Source organism: Mesorhizobium sp. P2_F5 (assembly GCF_056403715.1).
This window is the reverse complement of the sequence record NZ_JBFUEY010000014.1, coordinates 1-20,033: the sequence shown is the minus strand read 5'-3', so window position 1 is coordinate 20,033 and position 20,033 is coordinate 1. Positions and strand designations below refer to the sequence as shown.

The following is a 20,033-nucleotide window of genomic DNA, read 5'->3' as shown; positions in this document are numbered from 1 at the left end:
CAAAGGCAGCGCTCGGTCGCTATCTGCCTTGCTTTACGAGCCGGCCTTGCCGCGCCGCAAATGCTCGTCCAGGCGCGGCATGATCTCGACGAAGTTGCAGGGCATGTGGCGGTAGTCGAGCTGCGGCTTCAAGATGCCGTCCCAGGCGTCCTTGCAGGCGCCGGGCGAGCCCGGCAGCACGAAGACGAAGGTGGCGTTGACGACGCCGCCGGTGGCGCGGCTCTGCACCGTCGAAGTGCCGATCTTGTCGTAGGAAATGCGATGGAACACTTCGGAAAAGCCGTCCATGCGTTTTTCGAAAATCGGCTCCAGCGCCTCCGGCGTCACGTCGCGGCCGGTGAAGCCGGTGCCGCCGGTGGTGATGACGACATCGATGTCCTTGTCGCGCGACCACGCCAGGACCGTATCGCGGATTTTCTCGCGGTCGTCGGTGACGATGTCGCGAGCGGCCAGCACATGGCCGGCCTCGGTGATGCGGTCGGCCAGCGTCTGGCCGGATTTGTCGTCGGCCAGGTTGCGCGTATCGGAAACCGTCAGCACCGCGATGCGCACCGGGATGAACGGGCGACTCTCGTCAATTTTGGCCATCTGCCCCCTCCGACGCGATGCTGCGCGTCGCGGCGACAAACCAGTCCGGTTCGCGGCTGCGAATCTCGGCCGCCGCGCGCTTGGCGACATTGCCGGTCTCGAACAGCCCGAAGCAGGTCGCGCCGGACCCCGACATGCGCGAGAATCCCGACCCGGCCCTGTTCAGCAGGGAAAGCGCTCTGCCGATGGGCGGCTGGATCGCCTGCGCTGGGGCCTCGAGATCGTTGCGAGTGATCTCCAGCCAGTTGCGGACACTGTGGAAGTCGAATGCGCGCGTCAGCGGCGGCAGCGCTTCATTGTCGCGCTTGCCAAGCGCATTGAACACGTCGGGCGTTGAGACGGCGACACCGGGATTGACCAGCACCAAAGCGAGCGCGGGAAAATCCGGCAGCAGCGACAGCTCGTCACCAACGCCGCGTGCGATCAGTGGTTTTGCCGCAAGGCACATAGGCACGTCGGCGCCGAGCGTGAGACCAATCCGCGCCAGGTCGGCTTCGCCTATGTCGAGCCCCCATGTCCGGACAAGACCGCGCAGCACCGCCGCCGCATCGCTCGAGCCGCCGCCGACGCCGGAGGCGACCGGCAGGTTCTTTTCCAGCCGGATGGCAACCGGCGGCGTGCTCTGCTGGCCTGCCTGCCCGCGCAGCGCCTCGCGCGCCTTCACCACCAGATTGCTGTCGTCTATCGGCACGGAAGTCGCGTAGCGGCCCGCTACGGAGAACCGGTCGCTTTCGGCAGGCTCGATCTCGACCCTGTCGCCGAAGCGGGTAAAGACGGCCAGGCTCTCAAGCAGATGATAGCCGTCGGCACGCCTGCCGGTGATATGCAGCGCCAGATTTATCTTGGCAGGCGCAAGCCACGTCCGGGCCGCGGCATCCACCGTGTCAGCTGCAAGCGGGATGATGTTCAGTCCTTGGCCAGGCGGTATTCGCCGGTCTTCGGATCCTGGACCAGCGTGCCGTTGGTGCCGTTGGCTGCCTGCTTTTCGGTGCGCCGCACCTTGGCGGTCACGCGTTCGGCCTCGCGGACAAAGGTGCGGTAGCCGAAATAGGCGGCGGCGCCGACAACTGCGAAGAAAATGATCTGTGGCATTCTCAAAACTCCTCCCTCGCAAGGCGGCAAAGGCGGCCGATCAGGTCGGTCAGGCTGTTATGCTAGACGGTTTCCCGGCTTTTTCAAAGCCCGAAGCGCGCCCACAATGCGCGCTCTTCCGCCGCATCGATCACGCCGCTGGCGGCGGCGGCGGCAATATCGGGCGCCGAAAAGCTTGAGCCGAACAGGCCGATGCGGCCGAACAGGCCACGCGGCGCGGTGACCAGCCTGAGCTGGGTTTTCGCGCCGAAGCGGGTTTTCAGCACGGTGCGCATGTCGCTCAAGGCATCGACGAGACCAAGCTCCAGCCCCTTCTTGCCGGTCCAGAACAGGCCGGTGAACAGGTCGGGGTCGTCCTTCAGCTTGGTGCCGCGGCGCTCCTTGACCAGATCGATGAAGGTCCCGTGCACTTCCAGCTGCAGCGCCTTCAGGCGTTCGACATCTTCCTTCTTTTCCGGCTTGAACGGATCAAGCACCGCCTTGTTCTGGCCGGCGGTGTGGACGCGCCGCTCGACGCCGATCTTCTTCATCAGTTCGGGAAAACCGAACGAGGCCGAGACCACGCCGATCGAACCGACGATGGAGGAGGGATCGGCAAAGATCTCGTCGCCGGCCACTGCGATCATGTAGCCGCCCGAGGCCGCCACATCCTCGACGAAGACCAGCACCTTCTTGTTCTTCTCGACCGCGAGATCGCGGATGCGCTTGAAGATCAGCCGCGACTGTACCGGCGAACCGCCCGGCGAATTGATCGAGATGGCGACCGCGGGCGCGTCGAACAGGAATGCCTTTTCGATGAGGGCGGCCGTCGAGGCGAGCGACAGGCTCGGCCGGAACTGGCCGCCGCCGGCCATGATGGTGCCGTGCAGCCTGATGACGGGAATGGTGACGATATTGGAGCGCCAGGATTTCGGCAGCAGGCGGTTGAAAAAGCGTTTCACGAGGTGGCTGTCTCCAGTGGCAAAAGAGCAAGATAGATCAGTTTTGGAAGAAATTCCTCGGGCGGCGTGGATCTTGCTCTGGGCATGTAGGGATTTGCTGGCCAACGGCAATGCCGCGGTTTTGGGGCGAATGCATGTCGCGCTGCTGCTTTGCGGCAACGGCATGCTCGACCCCAAAATCAGTCGTCGAACAGCGACGCCAGTCCGTTGTTGATCATCTCGGTGCGTTCCGACGGGCCATCGCCGGTCTCGGCGTGCAGCATCAGTGGCGGGCGGATCGACAGTTTGCCGCGCGCGCCGAGTGCTGCCCTGATGACAATGCGGATCGCAACTGCTTGCGGGCGTGGATGGACGGCCAGCATCTCGGCGTCGCCGAAGCGGCCCGCCATCGCATCGAGGACATCGCCAAGCTGTTCAGGCCGCGCGATGACGGCCAGGCCGCCGCGCGGCTTGGCGACCGCGGCGGCACTTCTGATCCAGCTTTCGAATAGCCCGTCGTCCATGACATGCGCCTGCCGGCGCAGCGGATCGGGCGTGGCGCGGTCTTTCTCCGCGTTGAAGGGCGGGTTCATGATGACGAAATCGAAGGAATTATCGGCAAGGCCAGCCTGCGTGCGCGCCCGGCCCGACAGTGTGACGTCGGCTGTCAGCACCGAGGCGCGATTGCCAAGATGCGCATTGCCGGGATGGGCGAGCGTGGTCGCGGCGAAGCCCGCCATCTCTGCCGAGCGTTCGACAAGCACGACCTTGGCCGCTGGGCAGCGAGACAGCACGGCAAGGCCCGCCGCACCCGCGCCGGCGCCGAAATCGGCAAGCCGCCCGGCAAAGGCGGACGGCACCGCTGCCGCCAGCATCATGGCGTCCATCCCGGCGCGATGGCCGGTCCTGGGCTGCACCAGCCAGAAGCGGCCGCGATGGAAGGCATCGACCGTGTGGGCCGGCGTGTCACTGGCGAAGGCGCTCGCTTCAGCCATTATTTTCGGCGGATTTCGTTGGCGATGCCGGCATCGGTCAGGATGCGCCGCGCCTGATCGGCCTGGTCGGCGTCGACCATGACGCGCCGCGGCAGGATGCCGACCGAGCCGTCAAGTATGCTCATATTCTGGTCGGCGACGAAAAAGACGATGCCGGCATCGCGCATCAGCGATTCGACAAAGGAGATGATCACGGCATCGTTGGTGCGGATGAGTTCTATCATCGGACGAAGTTCGCAGGTTGCGCCGTTGATGTAAACGCTGGAGCATGATGCCGAAACGTGTGAAGCGGTTCTAGGGGTTGACACGCCGTCACCGCAACCGCGCCAATTCGCCTCTTGCCGTGCCCGTATGCGCCGCCCTAGAGTCTGTAGCGGGACCAGGGTGCCGTCGCACGCGTGATCAAGACGGGAGTGTTTGTTGGTGGGTGTCGTTCTCAACATCGAAAACGGGAAGCGGGAACCCGCTTCCATCAAGGATCTCATCGACCTGACATCAGCCGATATGGGGCGCGTCAACGAGCTGATCCTGTCCAAGGCCGGCTCCGACGTCGAGATGATCCCGGAGGTCGCCAACCATCTGATCTCGTCGGGCGGCAAGAGGCTGCGGCCAATGCTGACGCTCGCCGCCGCCCAGATGTTCGGCTATTCCGGCGAGGGCCACGTCAAGCTCGCCACCTCGGTCGAATTCATGCACACCGCCACGCTGCTCCATGACGACGTCGTCGACGAGAGCGGCATGCGCCGCGGCAAGAAGACCGCCCGCATGATCTGGGGCAACCAGGCCAGCGTGCTGGTCGGCGACTTTCTGCTCGGCCAGGCTTTTCGCATGATGGTCGATGTCGGCTCGCTGGAAGCGCTCGACATCCTGTCCAGTGCCGCTTCGATCATCGCCGAGGGCGAGGTGATGCAGCTGGCGGCCGCCAAGAACCTGGATACCACCGAGGACGAGCATTTCGCTGTCATCAAGGCCAAGACCGCGGCGCTCTTCTCCGCCGCCGCCGAGGTCGGCCCGGTCATCGCATTGGCGACCCGCAACGATCGCGCGGCGCTTCGCTCCTACGGCATGAATCTCGGCCTTGCCTTCCAGCTCATCGACGATGCACTGGATTATGGCGGCTCCAGCCAGGAACTGGGCAAAAATGTCGGTGACGATTTCCGTGAGGGCAAGGTGACGCTACCGGTCATCCTCGCCTATCGCCGCGGCACCAAGGCCGAGCGCACCTTCTGGAAGCGCGCCATCGAGGACAATGTCACCGACGATGCCGGGTTGGAAAAGGCGATCGGCCTGATGACCCGCCACGGTGCCATCGCCGACACCATCGGCCGCGCCCGCCATTTCGGCGAGATCGCCCGCGACGCGCTGGCGCCGCTGGAGGCGACGCCGCAGAAATCGGCGCTGATCGATGTCATCGACTTCTGCATCAGCCGGGTGAGCTGACCGGCGCCTGGTGCGCCGACGCGAATTTTGCACGCAAAATCGGGCAAAGACCGCTCGACAATCGGCTGCGCCGCAAATTATCTATAAAACATGGCAAAGACCGCAGACGACACCATCGCCATGCGCATCAGCAAGGTGCTGGCCGACCGCATCATATCGGGCGTGATCGAACCTGGGGCTCGGCTGCGGCAGGATCACATCGCCGAGGAATTCCAGACCAGCCATGTTCCGGTGCGCGAGGCCTTCCGCCGTCTGGAGGCGCAAGGGCTGGCGATCGGCGAGCCCAGGCGAGGCGTTCGCGTCGCCGCCTTCGACCTCGGCGAGGTCAGGGAAGTCGCCGAAATGCGGGCGGCGCTCGAAGTGCTGGCGCTGCGCAATGCCGCGCCACACCTGACAGCGGCCATTCTCGACCGTGCCGAGGAAGCCACCAAGGCCGGCGACAAATCCCGCGATGTCCGCTCCTGGGAGGAGGCCAACCGCACCTTCCATCGGCTGATCCTGGCGCCCTGCGGCATGCCGCGGCTCATCGCCACCATCGACGATCTGCACGCGGCAAGCGCCCGCTTCCTGTTCGCCGCCTGGCGCTCGGAATGGGAAATCCGCACCGACCAGGACCATCGCGCAATCCTGAGCGCGCTTAGGCAAGGCAACACCGAATCGGCCGCCGCCACCCTTGGCCGACACGTGCAATGGATCGGCCAGAAACCGGTCAGGACCGCCTCCGGCAAAATGCGCGAAGCCTTCGCCATCGTCGGCTAGCCGCGCGAGACGCGGCCCTAAGATCATTGCTATTTCGGATGGCTCCCAGCCTTTCTCAGGGGGAGGGGTTGCCATCTCTGCGTAAATATGGATTCGATAATAGATCGAATAACAAAATTATCTATAATTTGAAACCAGCAGGGAAGCCGCCATGACCGACATCGCATTCTCGTCCACAAAACCGTCCTTCAGCCCGCTGCGCCTGCAGACCCGCTCGCTTGGCTGGCAGGTCGGAGCCGTCGTCCTCGGCACGCTGTTTCTGGCGCTGTCGTCCTACATCGAAGTGCCGATGGTGCCGGTGCCCGTAACCATGCAGACCTTCGCGGTGACGCTGATCGGCGCGCTCTATGGCTGGCGGCTTGGCGCCATCACCATCATTGCCTGGCTTGTTGAGGGCGCCGTGGGCTTCCCGGTGCTATCGGGCGGTGCCGCCGGCATCCAGCATTTCGTCGGGCCGACGGGTGGTTATCTCTTCGCCTTCCCGCTTGTCGGCGCGCTTGTCGGCTGGCTGGCTGAGCGCGGCTGGAACGGCAACAAGGTCGTGCTTGCCTTCGCCGCCATGGTCCTCGGCAATCTCGCCTGCCTGGTTCTCGGCACGGCCTGGCTCGCCGTCATGATCGGCCTCGAACAGGCCGTCACCTTCGGTTTCCTGCCCTTCGTCCTCGGCGGACTGCTGAAGTCAGCGCTCGGTGCCGCGACGCTCAAGCTGTTTTCGGGCAACAAGGCAGACCCGGCCTAAAACCGATGACCGTCAGGCTGCGCTCCCATCATCTGCTTTGCTTGCTGACCTATGTCGGCAAGGGGTATAGCGCAGCCTTCGTCGCCAACTACGACGCGATCGCGAAACGTCTTGGCCGGGGCGAGGATATTCTGATCGTCTCCGGCCCAGACGACATCTGCCAGCCGCTGCTCGGCGAAGCCGAGCCCCACTGTTTGCGCGAAAGTGCCGCCGGTCGGGACGAGCTGGCGGCACGCGATGTCGGCAAACTGCTGGCCCGGCCGATCCGGACCGGCGTTCGTCTCAGCCTCGACGCGACAACGCTTGCCGGCCTGCGCGCCGCCTTTGCAGCCGGTGTGACGCGTGAGGCCTGCCAGGGTTGCGAGTGGGCCGACCTGTGCACCACTGTCGCGGCAGGCGGATATCGCGACGTCAGGCTGTAGCTCCCAACCCCGATCTGCTATTATCCCAACCGACAGTGTGTGCGTCGCCATGGTTTGTTAATCGGGTGACCCGATTGTGAATTCGGCCCGGATTGAAGCCTGACCCCAAAAAGGCCATGCTTTGTCCGGAAACATCGAGTCTATGGCGGTCCCGCTTATGTGCGGGTCGCGTCTGGCTGAAAGGGATACGATGCGGCAAGGACGTGCGCGCTGGCTCGCGGGGCTGGCAATTGTGGCAGGCATGGCGATTTCTCCGCTGCCCGCCTACGCCAAGGAATCGACCGACCCGGTCAAGATCTCATCCTTCTCGGGCGCATATCTCGCCGCCCGCATCGCTGAAGGCGACAACGACCTCGACAACGCCATCGCTTATTACAAGCAGGCGCTGGCCTTCAATCCCGGCGATACCTCGCTGCAGCAAAGCCTGATGCTGTCGCTGATCGCGCAGGGCCGCTTCGAGGAATCGCTGGTCTATGCTGACCAGCTCAAGGAAGTTCCCGACGTCGAGCGCTTCTCGCGGCTGGCGCTGGCGGTCGATTCTTTCCACAAGAAGGATTTCACCAAGGCGCAGTACTGGCTCAAGCTGTCGCTCGAATCCGATCTCGACCGGCTGATTTCCGGCGTCATGTCCGGCTGGGCGCAAGAGGGCGCCGGCAGCGCCACCGAGGCGATGGCCTCCATCGACAAGCTGCAGGGTCCCGACTGGTTCGGCCTGTTCAAGTCCTTCCACCGCGCGCTGATCGCCGATGCCTCAGGCATGTCGGACAAGGCCGATGCGCTTTATGACGCGACCCTGACCGACATCACGGCCGGAGGTGCTGCGCCCGAGACGTGGATGCGCAACGCCCAGGCCTATGCGTCTTTCCTGGCTCGCAAGGGCGACAAGAACAAGGCGCTCAACGTGCTCGACAAGGCCGAGGCGTTCGCGCCGGGCAAGCTGGACATCCAGGCGCTTCGCGACAGGATCAGCAAGGGCGACAAGATCGAGCCCTTCGTCTCCAGCCCGTCGGAAGGCGCCTCCGAAATCCTGCTTGACCTCGCCATCGCGCTCAATCGCGGCGGCGGCGAGCCATTCGTGCGCCTCTATCTGCAATATGCGCTGGCCCTGAAGCCCGACAGCGACGCCGCTTTGGTGCAGCTTGCCGCCGTTGCGGAGCAGCTGAAGGACGGCGAAGGCGCCATTGCGCTCTACCGCCGCATTCCGGCCTCCTCGCCGCTGAAGGAGCTTTCCGACCTGCAGCTCGGCCTCAACCTTGCCGATCTTAACCGTCACGATGAGGCGATCGCCCACCTGAAGGCCTTCGTCGACGCCCACCCCGACGACATGCGCGCCTATCTGGCGCTGGGCGGGGTCTATGCCTCCAAGGAAGATTTCCGTTCCGCCGCCACCCTCTACGACAAGGCGGCCGCGGTGCTGAAGACGCCGACCAATGCCAACTGGAACATCTATTACCAGCGCGGCATCGCCTATGAGCGGCTGAAGGAATGGCCGAAGGCCGAGCCGAATTTCCGCAAGGCGCTGGAACTGTTCCCCGACCAGCCGCAGGTGCTGAACTATCTCGGCTATTCCTGGGTCGACATGAACATGAACCTCAAGGAAGGCCTTGCGATGATCCAGAAGGCCGTCGACCTCAGGCCGAGCGATGGCTACATCGTCGATTCTCTGGGTTGGGCCTATTTCCGCATGGGGCGGTTCGATGACGCCGTGCGCGAAATGGAGCGCGCCGTGTCGCTGAAGCCGGAAGATCCGGTGCTCAATGACCATCTCGGCGATGCCTATTGGCGCGTCGGCCGCAAGCTCGAAGCCACCTTCCAGTGGAACCAGGCGCGCGACCTGAAGCCGGATCCCGATGTGCTTGCCATCTTGCAGCAGAAGCTGATGAAGGGCTTGCCGTCGATCGAATCCAACACCGCGCAGGAAACCCCGAAGGTCAAGCCTGTCGCTCCGGCGCCTGCGCCGAAAGGCTGATTGGGCAGCTGATACTCGCTTAAGCGGGGCTCCTTGGAGCCCCGTTTTCGTTTCAGAACGGCATCAAAACAGCTTTCGGTAGACCACGAACCCCGAAAGCTCGCCGATCTTGTCGTAAAGCTTCATCGCCGTGTGGTTGGTCTCGTGCGTCAGCCAATAGACGCGACCCGAGCCGGCGGCTTTCGCACGTTCGTACACGCCTTCGATCAGCGCCCGGCCGACGCCCTTGCCGCGCGATGCTTCGGTGGTGAAAAGGTCCTGCAGATAGCAGTTCGGCGAAATCGCCGTGGTGGTGCGGTGGTAGAGGAAGTGGACGAGACCCAGAAGCTTGCCTTCGCTCGCGGCCACCAGTGCATGCATCGGCTCATAGGCATCGAAGAAGCGCGACCATGTCATGTCGGTGATCTCGCGGGGCAGGGCGGTCTCGCCCGAGCGGCCGTAAAAAGCGTTGTAGCCGTCCCACAGCGGCAGCCATTGCTCGAAATCCTGGCGGGTGATGGGGCGCACGATGGACTGGCCGGACATGGCTGAACCTTTGTCAGTGGAACTGAGCTGAGCAAACGGCCGCCGGCGCCGTCCGGCAATGGGCCAGCCCGAAGCAAAGCATTCAACCTCTCGGGTCGGGCAGCGAAAGGCGCTGCCTTGACGCTCGCCGGCCCGGCAACTAGAGCATGATGCCGAAAAGTGTGAAGCGGTTTTCGGACGACATCATGCTCTTCTCCTTGAATTTGAGCCGAATATTTCAGGTCGATTCGACCTGAAATATTCGGCGCAGGGAATGTCTTCTTTTTCGCGCTTTGCGAGGCCGCCGTGACGCCAGACCATATGCATCCCAGCCGCTCGTTCCAGGGGCTGATCCTGACCCTGCACAATTACTGGGCCGCCTATGGCTGCGTCATCCTGCAGCCCTACGACATGGAAGTCGGCGCCGGCACCTTTCATCCGGCGACCACGCTGCGCGCGCTCGGTCCCCGGGGTTGGAACGCCGCCTATGTGCAGCCCTCGCGCCGGCCCAAGGACGGGCGCTATGGCGAAAACCCCAACCGGCTGCAGCATTATTACCAGTACCAGGTGATCCTGAAGCCCAATCCGCCGAACCTGCAGGAGCTCTATCTCGGCTCGCTCAAGGCGATCGGCGTCGACCCGCTGCTGCACGACATCCGCTTCGTCGAGGACGACTGGGCAAGCCCGACGCTGGGCGCCTGGGGTCTTGGCTGGGAGTGCTGGTGCGACGGCATGGAGGTGTCGCAATTCACCTATTTCCAGCAGGTCTGCGGCATCGAATGCGCGCCGGTGGCGGGGGAACTGACCTACGGCCTGGAGCGCCTGGCCATGTATGTGCAGGGCGTCGACAATGTCTACGACCTCAACTTCAACGGCCGCGAAGGCGCCGAAAAAGTCACCTATGGCGAGGTCTTCCTGCAGGCCGAGCAGGAATATTCCAGGCACAATTTCGAATATGCCAACACCGCGATGCTGCTCCGGCATTTCGAGGACGCCGAGGCCGAATGCAAGGCGCTGCTCGCCGCCGGCGCCCCGGCCTCGAACGACAATCTGCCGATGCACCGCATGGTCTTTCCGGCCTATGACCAGTGCATCAAGGCCAGCCACGTCTTCAACCTGCTCGACGCGCGCGGCGTGATTTCCGTCACCGAGCGGCAGAGCTACATCCTGCGGGTGCGCAACCTGGCGAAAGCCTGCGGTGAGGCGTTCCTGATGACCCAGGCCGGCGGACTGGCGGCCTGACCGATCGGTGCTGACTGCTTGAGCGTCGGCCTTTGCGCGTCTAGCTTGTTCAGGGCGCGGATGAGGAGCGGGCTGACGTGAGCATCTTTAGGGATTTTTCGGCAAGCACCACTTGGGTGACCCGCATTTTGTGGGTCCTCATAGTGGTCGATGTCATCGCTGTCGTGTCCGGCTATTTCGAGTTCCAGCTACTGGTCGACATCGGCAACGGAACTGGAAGCCTTGGTTACGACGTTTCGGCGGCGGCCGATTCGAGCGACAACAGGCAGAGGATTGTCGGCATCATCCAGGTCGTTCTCTGGCTGGTGGCGGGAATAAGCATCCTTGCCTGGATAAGGCTGGCCAACAAGAACGCCAGGGCGCTCGGCGCCACGGATATGGAGTTCACGCCCAATTGGGCGATCGGCTGGTATTTCATCCCGGTCGCCAATCTCTGGAAGCCGTATCAGGCGATGGCTGAGATCTGGCGAGGGAGCGGCGGATCGAAAAGCTGGAAGACAGAGTCTGCGCCGGGTATATTGGCGATCTGGTGGTTCGTCTGGCTCGCCTCCAACATATTCGACCGGATCGCATTTCGGCTCACCATGAAAGCGGAGGAAATCCCGGAGCTGCAGAATGCAAGTCTGGCGATGATGGCCTCCGATGTCGCCAGCGTGTTTTTGAGTCTGGCCTTTCTGGAGGTCGTCAAAGAGATCTCGCGACGGCAGACGGCCCAGCCGGCGGCAGCTTTGGAGGAGACCTCGGAGCAGCCAGACCCCACCTAGGTGGAAAGGGAAACGGTGTAGGTTACATCAGGCGTGCTCTGGCCAGTCGATCCGGCCATGGTCCGCATGGCCTGCCGCACGCCCGGCATCGAGAAGGCGCCATGCACCTGCGCGGCGAAACAGGCGCTGAGTGCGAGTATCTGGAGAAGTCTCGATGCCGTTTTCATGGTCGTTCAACCAATAGGTCCCTGCCTGAGCGTTGGTCGCTTCAGCGCTGCGTTTGGTTCATGGAAATCTTTGACCCAAGGACGGGCAGGGTCGGTTCGTCCCGACAGGGCGGTCAAAATTTCTGGAAACAGCGGCCTGCCGAGTTGCTATGCTCTCTTACCTCCCCCTAGATGGGGGAGGTCGCCGCGAAGCGGCGGGTGGGGGTGACGGCGCGACTTCTCATGCCAAAACTCGATCGGTTCAAGCTGCAGTCTGCTCAAAGGCTTCGCGCGGCAATGACCGACGAGGAACGCGTCTTGTGGCGGCATCTCTGGCGCATTCCAGTCGAGGGCACGCACTTTCGCAGACAGGCGTCGGTAGGGGTCTACTTCCCTGATTTCGTCTCACACCGGCTGAAGCTGATCGTTGAGGTGGATGGTGTCCATCACAGCTTCGATGACCAGCAACGCCATGACGAACGTCGAACGCAATGGTTTGAGAGCCAAGGCTACCGCGTCATCCGCTTCTGGAACCATGAAATCAAAAACGAACTGGATTCCGTGCTCGATACAATCTATGCGGCGGTGGAAGAACGAAAATCACACCTGCGTTTGCGCGATGATGCCGAAGGTATCGGCGGCTGAGAGGTCGCCACCCCACCCCGGCGCTACGCGCCGACCCTCCCCATCAAGGGGAGGGTGGGGAGCCCAACCATGCCTGACCTGCTCTTAGAACTTCGCTCCGAGGAAATACCGGCCCGCATGCAGCGCAAGGCGGCGGGCGATCTCAGGAAGATGCTGACCGACGGTCTGGTCGAGGCGGGTCTGACCTATGACGCGGCGCGCGAATACTGGACGCCGCGGCGGCTCACGCTCGACATCAGGGGCCTGACCGCGCGCTCGAAGGACATACACGAGGAGATCAGGGGGCCGTCGACGACGGCGCCGGAACAGGCGGTGCAGGGATTTCTGCGCAAGGCAGGCCTTGCCTCGGTTGCCGAGGCGCACGTCCATTCCGATCCGAAGAAGGGCGATTTCTACGTCGCCCATATTTCCAAGCCGGGCAGGGCGACTGAGGCGATCATAGCCGAACTGGTGCCGCCCATCATCCGCAGCTTCCCCTGGCCGACATCGATGCGCTGGGGGCCGGCTTCGGCCAAGCCCGGCTCGCTGCGCTGGGTGCGGCCGCTGCAGACGATCCTGTGCACGTTCGGCCCGGAGACCGAGGAGCCGGTGGTGGTCGATTTCGAGATCGACGGCATTCGTTCCGGCAACGTCACCTACGGCCATCGCTTCATGGCGCCGGGTGAAATAACCGTACGCCGGTTCGACGACTACGTGACCAAGCTGGAAGCGGCCAAGGTCGTGCTCGACGGTGACCGCCGCAAGGAGATCATCCTGGCCGACGCCCGAAACCTCGCCTTCGCCAACGGGCTCGATCTGGTCGAGGACGAAGGGCTGCTGGAAGAAGTGTCGGGCCTTGTCGAATGGCCGGTTGTGCTGATGGGTGAGTTCGAGCAGGCATTTCTCGCCATTCCGCCTGAAGTGGTCCGGCTGACCATTCGCGCCAACCAGAAATGTTTTGTCACGCGGCCGCATGGCGATGGCGAAAACCTCTCCAACCGCTTCATCCTCACCGCCAATATCGAGGCGAAGGATGGCGGCAAGGAGATCGCGCACGGCAACGGCAAGGTGGTGCGCGCCCGCCTGTCGGACGCGCTCTATTTCTGGAAGACGGACCAGGGCGACCTGCCCGATCTGGAGCAGCTCGAGGCATCGGCAAAAAAGTTTGGGCTCGATCTGAAAAAGCCGCTCGACCAGCGCATGGCCCGCCTCGACCATCTCAACGTCACCTTCCACGCCAAGCTCGGCACGCAAGGCGAACGGGTGGAGCGGATCAAGCGGCTGGCCGAAGAGATCGCCGACACCTTGTCGAAGCAGCCGAAATTCTTCGACGGCAAGCTTCTGTCGGCGAACGACCTGAGCACCGAGCAAAAATACCTGCGCGAGCGCGCGGGGCGAGCCTCCGTGCTGGCCAAGGCTGATCTGACAACCGAAGCAGTCGGAGAGTTTCCCGAACTGCAGGGCGCCATGGGCCGCAAATATGCGCTGCTGCAGGGCGAGCATCCATCCGTGGCCGCAGCTATCGAGGAGCACTACAAGCCGCAGGGTCCATCCGACCGCGTGCCGACCGATCCCGTGTCGATCGCCGTCGCGTTGGCCGACAAAATCGATACGCTGGTCGGCTTCTGGGCGATCGATGAAAAGCCGACGGGATCAAAAGACCCCTATGCGCTGCGCCGCGCTGCACTGGGCGTTGTGAGGATCATCCTGGAAAACAAGCTCAAGCTTTCCTTGGGCATCGCCATTGCGGCCGCGGTCTCCGCTGCACTCGCCGCATACGAACAAAAAGGCGAAGGGGCGGAGAGCCGCGGAGTGGTCGCGATGCTCGATTCCCGTATTCGCGACTATAAGGGAACAAGTCAGCTGTTGTCGGAAGCAAGCTTGATTTCCGACTTGCTGAAAGGTGGCCTGGCCAAGGCACATTCACAAACCTTTGGCTCGACCGACCAGGAACGCGAGTTCTTCGATGGCCAGCGCATGATGGAATTGGAGGCATCGTTGTCGCCGTTCATCGCCGACCTGCTCGCCTTCTTCCACGACCGCCTGAAGGTCTACCTCCGCGATCAGGGCGCCCGCCACGATCTAATTGATGCCGWGCTGGCAGGTGGCGGAAGCGCGCCAATCTCCCCCCTTGTGGGGGAGATGTCGGCGAAGCCGACAGAGGGGGGCGCTGTCCCGTCGACCTCTCATTCTGGCGCGCCCCCCTCTGCCCTGCCGGGCATCTCCCCCACAAGGGGGGAGATCGGCCAATCATCGAACGACGACCTCTTGCAGATCGTCCGACGCGTCGAAGCGCTCGGCTCCTTCCTCGACACCGAGGACGGCAAGAACCTGCTCGCCGGCACCAAGCGCGCGGCCAACATTCTGGCTGCCGAGGAGAAGAAGAAAACGGTCATCGCCGAGACTGTTGAGCCGGCGCTGTTTCGCGATGAGGCAGAGAAATCACTGTTTGCGGCGGTGAATCAGGCTGAGAAGCAAGCCGGCGAAGCGATTCAAAACGAAGACTTTTCCGCCGCCATGCTGGCACTTAGCGTGTTGCGTGAACCGGTTGATTCATTCTTTGAACGCGTTCTTGTGAATGATGAAGACCAGGCCGTGCGCGCCAACCGTCTGGCGCTGCTCGCCCGCATCCGCGCGGCCACCGACCAGGTCGCCGACTTCTCCAGAATAGCTGGCTAAAGGGCCGAGAAAAGCGAAGAAAAATATCTTGGCCGCCAGCCGTTCGAGCCGGCTTACAGTCATATGACGATGATCTCTCCGTGGCAAAAAGGACATGTTCCCAACCCCCACGGAGGCTTCCATGAATTCCGCTCACGACATCGAAGTGACAGAAGAAACCTCGGGCACTCCCGAGGCGCTTGAATCCGCTTCCGAAAACATTCTCGACCATGCCGCCGCCACGGCGGTCGAGGCCGCCGACCTGTCGGATGACGAGGACGGCGACGACGAAGACAGCGACGAATCGGGTGATGAAGAAGGCGAAGAAACCACCGCCTCTTCGGACGACGATGAGGACGAAGAAGACGACGACAGCGTGAAGGCCGAAGCCGGCGACGCTGACGAAGAAGAATCCGACGACGAGGACGAGAAAGAAGAGTCCGAAGACGGCGACGACAAGGAAGAAGCCGCCTGAGCTTTCAGTCGATCGACATCAATGAAGAAGGGCGGCGTTCACACGCCGCCCCTCTTGTTTCCAGGACTCCCGGAAACTGACTCCGTCAGTCCTCTCCGAGGCTGACATTGTCAGTCCTCAAGGATGCTGACATGCACGCTGTCTGAATAGACGTCGACCTGGATCAGCGGCTCGCCATTGACGATAGCGTTCCGTGTCGAGGAACTCATCGCGCCGCCGCGCTTCAGCATGCGTTCCAGATACGCGCGATCATCATTGCTGCCGAACCAGTCGTCGCCCTGGTCGTCGGCGTCGCGGCGGTGGAATTTGTGCCAGTTGGCGCGGTCCTGCCGCACCATCTGTGCCGCGCTGCTCAGCTCGTAGCCGTCGCTGGCATGGTGGTCGCGATCGGAAATGCGCGCGACATAGGACCCCAGCATGTCGTCACCGGCCTGCGCGTTGCCGACGCCCAGAAATGACGCCAGCAACAGGCCGGCAACGGTCAATGATTTCGCCCTGTTCATGATACCCCCTTGCTCACTTGAAACCCGGCGCGCTCATGCCAAAACCGATTGGCGAAATTGGGGCCGCCGCCGACAGGCCGATCGTGCGCCGGGGCGCCGATCGGCGTCAAGCGGAATGGACTGGCCGACTGTTTTGGCTGAATGGCTTACTCAGCTTTGCCGACGCCCTGGATCGGCTGCTGCGGTGTAGCCGCCGGCTTGGGCGCCGCCGGCTGCGACTCAGGCTTGCCGTTCGATGCCGTAGCAGTTCCGGCTGGTGCGGTCTCTGCGCCAGGCTTCGTCTCCGCTGCCGGCGCTGCTGCAGCGCTCGCCTTGGCGGGAGCCGGTGTGGCGAAGGCGCCGCCGACGATGCCGCCGCGAATGATCATCGGGTTCTGGTTGCCGTGCCTGGGCTTCTCGGGGATCGCCGCGACCTTTTCATAGGTGACGTCGGGCTGGGCATCGCCGACCGCCACGATCGATGGCGTCGAGGCGATCTTCATCGGTTCGGGTTCGCCGACCTTGATCACCGATGGCGTGGATTTCGAGACGCCGAGAAAGACGATCGACGAGGCCTGTGCCCCACCGGTCATTGCCGCCAGGGTGAAACCAAGCGCCGCAAGCACACGCATCGACATCGCAACCGTCCCCTTACCCAACAAGCCGGTAGCCTTAACCCCAGTGGATTGATGCCGGCTTGCAGGGAAACATAGCATTTTAGGCATTGATAATTCACCAACGCCCGCACTTGCTCGAAAATCGCTGCCGTATTAGGTCCGGCGCCTGTGAGGTGATGCAATTGGCTGAGATACTACCCGTCGGCGAAGCGATGGAGCGGGCGCTGGCGCTGCTTGAGGGCGGCGACGTCGTCGCCATTCCGACGGAGACCGTCTACGGACTGGCCGGCGATGCCACCAATGGCGTTGGCGTCGCCCGCATCTTCGAAGCCAAGGGCCGACCGCGCTTCAACCCGCTGATCGCCCATGTCGCCGATCTGGCGATGGCCGAGCGCATCGCGACTTTCGATCCGCTGTCGAAGCGGCTGGCCGAGGCGTTCTGGCCTGGGCCGCTGACGCTTGTGTTGCCGCAGCAAACCGGCAACGGCATCCATCCGCTGGTCACCGCCGGGCTGGACACGATTGCGCTGCGCATGCCGAAGGGGTTCGGCGGCGAGTTGATCGCAAGACTCGGCCGTCCCCTGGCCGCGCCCAGCGCGAACTCTTCGGGCAAGATCAGCGCCACGACCGCGCAAGCCGTGGCGGCCGATCTCGGCGCCAAAATCCGGTTGGTGGTCGACGGCGGTGCGACCCCGGTTGGGCTGGAATCGACCATCGTCAAGGTTGAAGGCGATAAAGTGCGGCTGCTGAGGCCGGGCGGCATTGCTGCCGCCGACATCGAAGCGGCCGTCGGCGTGAAGTTGCTGCGCGGCGCGACAGAGGGCATCGAGGCGCCAGGCATGCTTGCGTCGCACTATGCGCCAGGCGCATCGGTGCGGCTCAATGCGCAAAGCGTGGCCGAAGGCGAGGCCTTGTTGGCCTTTGGCGACAAGCGCGTGGAAGGCTGGCAAGCGGCTGTCGCCTTTCGCAACCTGTCCGCGTCTGGCGACCTGCGCGAAGCGGCAAGCAATCTCTTCGCCTATCTGCAGGAGCTCGACCGCAGCGGTGCGGCGATGATCGCCGTCGAGCCGATCCCGGTTGATGGGCTGGGCGAGGCGATCAACGACCGGCTGTTTCGTGCCGCTGCCCCACGTGACAAGCTCGACTGAGCGCCATAGTTTCTGCCCATGAACGACGCTCCCTTCGATCTCGATCCCACCCTCATCGCCCGCTTCGCTGCAATCGTAGGCGATAAATATGCGCTGCGCGACCAGGCCGATATCGCGCCTTACCTCACCGAGCGGCGCGGGCTGTGGCACGGCAGGACGGCGCTGGTGCTGCGTCCCGGCAGCGTCGACGAGGTCAGCCGCATCATGCGGCTGGCGAGCGAGACGGCAACGCCTGTCGTGCCGCAGAGCGGCAACACCGGGTTGGTCGGCGCGCAAGTGCCCGACGCGTCCGGCCGCGAGATCGTGCTGTCGCTGTCGAGGCTGAACCGCATCCGCGAGATCGACGTCTTCTCCAACACGGTGACCGTGGAGGCCGGCGTCATCCTGCAAACGCTGCAGGAAGCGGCCGACGCCGCCGACCGGCTGTTTCCGCTGTCGCTCGCCGCGCAAGGCTCCTGCCAGATCGGCGGCAATCTCTCGTCCAATGCCGGCGGCACCGGGGTGCTTGCCTATGGCAATGCGCGCGAACTCTGCCTCGGCGTCGAAGTGGTGCTGCCGACCGGCGAGGTGTTCGACGATCTGCGCAAACTGAAGAAGGACAACACCGGTTACGATCTGAAGAACCTGTTCGTCGGCGCCGAAGGCACGCTCGGCATCATCACCGCCGCGGTGCTGAAACTGTTTCCCAAGCCCAAGGGGCGCGAAGTCGCCTTTGCCGGCCTGTCGTCGCCGGAGGCGGCCCTGTCGCTGTTCAGCCTGGCGATGGACCGGGCAGGGGCCGCGCTCACCGCCTTCGAACTGATCGGCCAACGCCCCTACGACTTCACGCTGCGCCATGCGCAGGGCGTCAACCGGCCGCTGGCCGAGGACTGGCCCTGGTATGTGCTGATGCAAGTGTCTTCCGGACGCTCCGCCGAGGACGCCAGAGGGCTGATCGAGGAAGTGCTGTCGGAAGGCCTCGAGCAAGGCATTGTCGGCGACGCGGTGATCGCCGCAAGCCTGGCGCAGGGCGACGCCTTCTGGAATTTCCGCGAGGTGCTGCCGGATTCGCAGAAGCCCGAAGGCGCCTCGATCAAGCATGACATTTCGGTGCCGGTGGCATCCATCCCGGCCTTCATCGCCAAGGCCGCCGGCGCTGTCGCCTCGGTCAGCCCGCAGGCGCGCGTCGTGTGCTTCGGCCATATGGGCGACGGCAATCTCCACTACAACATCTCCCGGCCGGAAGGTGGCGATGATGAAGCGTTTCTCGGCCTCTACCACGCTATGAACCATGCCGTGCACGATGTCGTGCGCTCCTTCCATGGCTCGATCTCGGCCGAGCACGGCATCGGCCAGTTGAAGCGCGACGAACTGATCGCGACAGCGCCGCCAATGGCGATCGATCTGATGCGCCGTGTGAAGGCGGCTTTCGATCCGGCGGGGATCATGAATCCCGGTAAGGTTATCTGATCCTTTCAACATCTTGTGGCTGGTCTCATTCCGATAACCATCCCCTGAGATCAGCAAAATTTAACTGACTTTCTTAAGCGCAGCGGTAAGGAGCCCGCGCTACTGTTTCGCATAACGAGGCCGGGAAAACTGGCCCGGTGGGATCCGTGAAAACGGCTCTCAGGAGAAACACAGGAAGGCAGTAGATGAACAGTGTACTGAAGCCCGTCTGGGCCGGGCGCAACATGCGTCTCGACCCATTCCGCCTGCCGCAAGTGGTCAGCTATGCCACCCGCGACGATTATGGCGACGTTACCTTCACCATCGACCAGCGTGGCGCCGTCATCCGCCGCACGCTCGAGATGAGCGGCGTGCCGGCGATCATTGCGCTGCCCGCCAATGCGTTTCGCGGCGTCGCCGCCCGCGCGATGGAGGATCCGGAAGGCAATGTCACGGTAACCCTGGAACTCCTGCACAACGACCCGATGCTGTCGGTGCCGCTGCTGGTGGCCGACGATCTCGACGATGTCGCCGCCGACTGGCGCGCCTGGGCCGATGCCTACCGGCTGCAAATGCTGCTGATCGAATCCGACGGCATTGCCCGCACGCTGGAAGAATCGCTCGGCGCCGCCATCAAGGCGTTGCCGGCCAAGGATCGCCGCAAGGGCCGTGTATCGACCACGCGCCGTCCGCGCTTCCTCGCCCGCCGCAGGGCCGGCGATCTCGGCCTGCGACTGGTCATCGACGGCGAAGAGATCATTTCGCGGGAGTGAGAGAAGCGGTCCGCGACAGCGGACGAAAAGCCAATTGCTTGGCTTTTCGAGCTTCGAGCGCCCTGAGCCTGCGAAGGGCCGGGCGCCGACGCTTTACCTTTGTAACTTGTCATTTGCCGAATCCGTTATGATGGCGGATGCGGTGGCGGACGAGAGGCCGACGCATCTTTGGGCCAGGAAGCCCGTGGGAGAGCTTGGTTCTTCGTCCGCCGTTCCATCGAACCCGAACAGTCGCCTGGGCCGCAAGC

The 20,033-nt window shown here is 63.4% G+C and carries 23 protein-coding genes; 13 read left to right on the top strand and 10 right to left on the bottom strand.

The window, feature by feature from the left end; all coding sequences use genetic code 11:
* Positions 1 to 33: 33 nt before the first annotated feature.
* The 6 genes from moaB to AC1DYO_RS19325 form a co-directional block, all read right to left on the bottom strand.
* Positions 34 to 588 carry a molybdenum cofactor biosynthesis protein B gene (gene moaB, locus AC1DYO_RS19350; RefSeq protein WP_477265948.1) on the bottom strand — a complete coding sequence of 185 codons (555 nt, stop codon included), beginning with the start codon at positions 586 to 588 and terminating at the stop codon, positions 34 to 36.
* Positions 575 to 1,468: a 4-(cytidine 5'-diphospho)-2-C-methyl-D-erythritol kinase gene (locus AC1DYO_RS19345; protein ID WP_477265946.1), complete on the bottom strand. Its 894-nt coding sequence runs from the start codon at positions 1,466 to 1,468 to the stop codon at positions 575 to 577. The genes moaB and AC1DYO_RS19345 overlap by 14 nt, the downstream gene beginning before the upstream one ends.
* Positions 1,469 to 1,494: 26 nt before the next feature.
* Complete coding sequence (locus AC1DYO_RS19340; RefSeq protein WP_023668475.1) at positions 1,495 to 1,680, bottom strand: membrane protein; 186 nt, start codon at positions 1,678 to 1,680, stop codon at positions 1,495 to 1,497.
* A gap of 83 nt (positions 1,681 to 1,763) precedes the next feature.
* Positions 1,764 to 2,621, bottom strand: a complete 858-nt coding sequence (locus AC1DYO_RS19335) for a S49 family peptidase (RefSeq protein WP_477265944.1) — start codon at positions 2,619 to 2,621, stop codon at positions 1,764 to 1,766.
* A gap of 179 nt (positions 2,622 to 2,800) precedes the next feature.
* Positions 2,801 to 3,595, bottom strand: a complete 795-nt coding sequence (locus AC1DYO_RS19330; RefSeq protein WP_477265942.1) for a tRNA1(Val) (adenine(37)-N6)-methyltransferase — start codon at positions 3,593 to 3,595, stop codon at positions 2,801 to 2,803.
* Positions 3,595 to 3,819: a putative signal transducing protein gene (locus AC1DYO_RS19325; RefSeq protein WP_181058375.1), complete on the bottom strand. Its 225-nt coding sequence runs from the start codon at positions 3,817 to 3,819 to the stop codon at positions 3,595 to 3,597. Before AC1DYO_RS19325 ends, AC1DYO_RS19330 begins: the two co-directional genes overlap by 1 nt.
* Positions 3,820 to 4,018: 199 nt before the next feature.
* Between AC1DYO_RS19325 and AC1DYO_RS19320 the strand changes: the two genes are divergently transcribed.
* The 5 genes from AC1DYO_RS19320 (at position 4,019) to AC1DYO_RS19300 (ending at position 8,924) form a co-directional block, all read left to right on the top strand.
* Positions 4,019 to 5,035, top strand: a complete 1,017-nt coding sequence (locus tag AC1DYO_RS19320) for a polyprenyl synthetase family protein (RefSeq protein ID WP_477266248.1) — start codon at positions 4,019 to 4,021, stop codon at positions 5,033 to 5,035.
* 90 nt (positions 5,036 to 5,125) lie between these two features.
* A complete protein-coding gene (locus tag AC1DYO_RS19315; protein ID WP_477265939.1) occupies positions 5,126 to 5,794 on the top strand; it encodes a GntR family transcriptional regulator in 669 nt (222 codons plus the stop codon).
* A gap of 151 nt (positions 5,795 to 5,945) precedes the next feature.
* Complete coding sequence (locus AC1DYO_RS19310; protein ID WP_477265937.1) at positions 5,946 to 6,533, top strand: biotin transporter BioY; 588 nt, start codon at positions 5,946 to 5,948, stop codon at positions 6,531 to 6,533.
* Between the two features lie 5 nt (positions 6,534 to 6,538).
* On the top strand, positions 6,539 to 6,955 hold the full coding sequence (locus tag AC1DYO_RS19305) for a DUF1284 domain-containing protein (RefSeq protein WP_477265935.1): 417 nt from the start codon (positions 6,539 to 6,541) through the stop codon (positions 6,953 to 6,955).
* 190 nt (positions 6,956 to 7,145) lie between these two features.
* The gene (locus AC1DYO_RS19300) at positions 7,146 to 8,924 is read left to right on the top strand and encodes a tetratricopeptide repeat protein (protein WP_477265933.1); all 1,779 of its coding nucleotides are present in this window, start codon (positions 7,146 to 7,148) and stop codon (positions 8,922 to 8,924) included.
* Positions 8,925 to 8,987: 63 nt separating this feature from the next.
* On the opposite strand, the gene AC1DYO_RS19295 is transcribed toward AC1DYO_RS19300, so the two are convergent.
* Positions 8,988 to 9,449 (bottom strand): N-acetyltransferase family protein, encoded by a 462-nt coding sequence (locus AC1DYO_RS19295; protein WP_477265931.1) that lies wholly within the window; start codon positions 9,447 to 9,449, stop codon positions 8,988 to 8,990.
* A gap of 300 nt (positions 9,450 to 9,749) precedes the next feature.
* Between AC1DYO_RS19295 and AC1DYO_RS19290 the strand changes: the two genes are divergently transcribed.
* Positions 9,750 to 10,670, top strand: coding sequence for a glycine--tRNA ligase subunit alpha (locus AC1DYO_RS19290; protein WP_454586910.1), 921 nt, complete (start codon positions 9,750 to 9,752; stop codon positions 10,668 to 10,670).
* A 77-nt stretch (positions 10,671 to 10,747) separates the two neighbouring features.
* A complete protein-coding gene (locus tag AC1DYO_RS19285) occupies positions 10,748 to 11,434 on the top strand; it encodes a DUF4328 domain-containing protein (protein WP_477265929.1) in 687 nt (228 codons plus the stop codon).
* Here the strand turns inward: AC1DYO_RS19285 and AC1DYO_RS19280 are convergent.
* Positions 11,431 to 11,601: a hypothetical protein gene (locus AC1DYO_RS19280; RefSeq protein WP_477265927.1), complete on the bottom strand. Its 171-nt coding sequence runs from the start codon at positions 11,599 to 11,601 to the stop codon at positions 11,431 to 11,433. The two genes, AC1DYO_RS19285 and AC1DYO_RS19280, sit on opposite strands and share 4 nt — an antisense overlap.
* A 222-nt stretch (positions 11,602 to 11,823) precedes the next feature.
* Between AC1DYO_RS19280 and AC1DYO_RS19275 the strand changes: the two genes are divergently transcribed.
* From AC1DYO_RS19275 to AC1DYO_RS19265, 3 genes are all read left to right on the top strand, one after another.
* Positions 11,824 to 12,225, top strand: a complete 402-nt coding sequence (locus tag AC1DYO_RS19275) for an endonuclease domain-containing protein (RefSeq protein WP_477265925.1) — start codon at positions 11,824 to 11,826, stop codon at positions 12,223 to 12,225.
* A 69-nt stretch (positions 12,226 to 12,294) separates the two neighbouring features.
* A complete protein-coding gene (gene glyS / locus AC1DYO_RS19270; RefSeq protein ID WP_477265923.1) occupies positions 12,295 to 14,883 on the top strand; it encodes a glycine--tRNA ligase subunit beta in 2,589 nt (862 codons plus the stop codon).
* A 121-nt stretch (positions 14,884 to 15,004) separates the two neighbouring features.
* The gene (locus tag AC1DYO_RS19265; protein WP_477265921.1) at positions 15,005 to 15,337 is read left to right on the top strand and encodes a hypothetical protein; all 333 of its coding nucleotides are present in this window, start codon (positions 15,005 to 15,007) and stop codon (positions 15,335 to 15,337) included.
* Positions 15,338 to 15,447: 110 nt separating this feature from the next.
* Here the strand turns inward: AC1DYO_RS19265 and AC1DYO_RS19260 are convergent, their stop codons facing one another.
* Positions 15,448 to 15,840: a hypothetical protein gene (locus AC1DYO_RS19260; RefSeq protein ID WP_477265919.1), complete on the bottom strand. Its 393-nt coding sequence runs from the start codon at positions 15,838 to 15,840 to the stop codon at positions 15,448 to 15,450.
* A 146-nt stretch (positions 15,841 to 15,986) separates the two neighbouring features.
* The gene (locus AC1DYO_RS19255; protein WP_477265917.1) at positions 15,987 to 16,457 is read right to left on the bottom strand and encodes a hypothetical protein; all 471 of its coding nucleotides are present in this window, start codon (positions 16,455 to 16,457) and stop codon (positions 15,987 to 15,989) included.
* A 161-nt stretch (positions 16,458 to 16,618) separates the two neighbouring features.
* On the opposite strand from AC1DYO_RS19255, the gene AC1DYO_RS19250 reads away from it, so the two are divergent.
* From AC1DYO_RS19250 to AC1DYO_RS19240, 3 genes are all read left to right on the top strand, one after another.
* A complete protein-coding gene (locus AC1DYO_RS19250) occupies positions 16,619 to 17,584 on the top strand; it encodes an L-threonylcarbamoyladenylate synthase (protein WP_477265915.1) in 966 nt (321 codons plus the stop codon).
* An 18-nt stretch (positions 17,585 to 17,602) separates the two neighbouring features.
* Positions 17,603 to 19,033 carry an FAD-binding oxidoreductase gene (locus AC1DYO_RS19245; protein WP_477265913.1) on the top strand — a complete coding sequence of 477 codons (1,431 nt, stop codon included), beginning with the start codon at positions 17,603 to 17,605 and terminating at the stop codon, positions 19,031 to 19,033.
* A 185-nt stretch (positions 19,034 to 19,218) separates the two neighbouring features.
* Complete coding sequence (locus AC1DYO_RS19240; RefSeq protein WP_192256257.1) at positions 19,219 to 19,785, top strand: DUF6101 family protein; 567 nt, start codon at positions 19,219 to 19,221, stop codon at positions 19,783 to 19,785.
* Positions 19,786 to 20,033 lie beyond the last annotated feature (248 nt).